General features: G+C 63.5%; 1 protein-coding gene. It reads left to right on the top strand.

Going from position 1 to position 1,046, the window contains the following annotated elements; translation table 11 throughout:
* Positions 1–7 precede the first annotated feature (7 nt).
* A complete protein-coding gene (locus AWC17_RS10105; protein ID WP_264055914.1) occupies positions 8–694 on the top strand; it encodes a methyltransferase in 687 nt (228 codons plus the stop codon).
* The last annotated feature ends 352 nt before the right edge of the window (positions 695–1,046 follow it).

Here is a 1,046-nt window from a genome sequence, read left to right on the forward strand (position 1 = left end):
CCACCGCATAGGATCATCAACGCAAGCGAGCGGAACCTATGTCAGACCACTTTTACACCGCTCCTGGGACGCCACCGCCTTCGAGTACCTGGCTGACGAAGCGGAGCTAGGTGGAATTTTCAACTCTGCCATGACCAATGTGTCCGAGTTCGCGACCGTGCCCTTGACCGCGGCCTACGACTTCAGTGCGTTCGGCACGATCGTCGATGTCGGTGGCGGACACGGTCGGCTCTTGGCGGCGATCCTGGAGACGGCTCCCAATTCGCGCGGCGTGCTGTTCGATCTTCCGGAGGTCGTGGCGGGCGCCCCTGAGTTGTTTCGCAAGTACGGTGTCGACGACCGCGTCCGGATCGAAGAGGGCTCGTTCTTCGATTCCGCGCCGGAGGGCGGCGACGCGTATGTGCTCAAGAACGTCATCCATGACTGGCCCGAGGAAGACGCAGTGCGCATCCTGAAGAACGTTCACGCCGCGGCCCGCACCGGCGCGCGACTGTTGCTCTGCGAGTTCGTCATTCCCGACAACGACCGCGACTTCCACGGCAAGTGGGTCGACATCGAGATGCTGGTCGTCGCCGGCGCGCGCGAACGCACCGCGGACGAATATGGCCGGCTGTTCGACCAAGCCGGTTTTCGGTTGAACCGAATCGTAGAGACCGTATCGCCGCTCAGCATCATCGAGGCGACCGCGGTGTAGCCGGGACGACTTCGGTGGCTGCGCGGAAGGCGCGGGCGCGATCGGCACACCCGTCGCGAACCCTCACCGGACGACGGGTCGCGTCGCGGGTATAACGAGGCCCCGCGGGAGATCGCCGCTGATGCTTGCTGTCACGCAACGGCTCCGCCTTCTTTACAGGCTTTCAACACCAATGCCGCAAGATCGCCTTAACGGCCGGCAGCGCGCTTCGGCGTCAAGACGCTTGACCGGTCGCTACGGTCCTCGAGGCCGAACGCCGTCCGTTTCGTTGACTTGGTCGTGTCCCTGCCGCGGTGTAAAAGAATCCGGACGTAGGTTCCCTCGAAGACCGGCAAGTCTGATGGAAGGAGCA

Source organism: Mycobacterium nebraskense, from assembly GCF_002102255.1.
GTDB lineage: Bacteria > Actinomycetota > Actinomycetes > Mycobacteriales > Mycobacteriaceae > Mycobacterium > Mycobacterium nebraskense.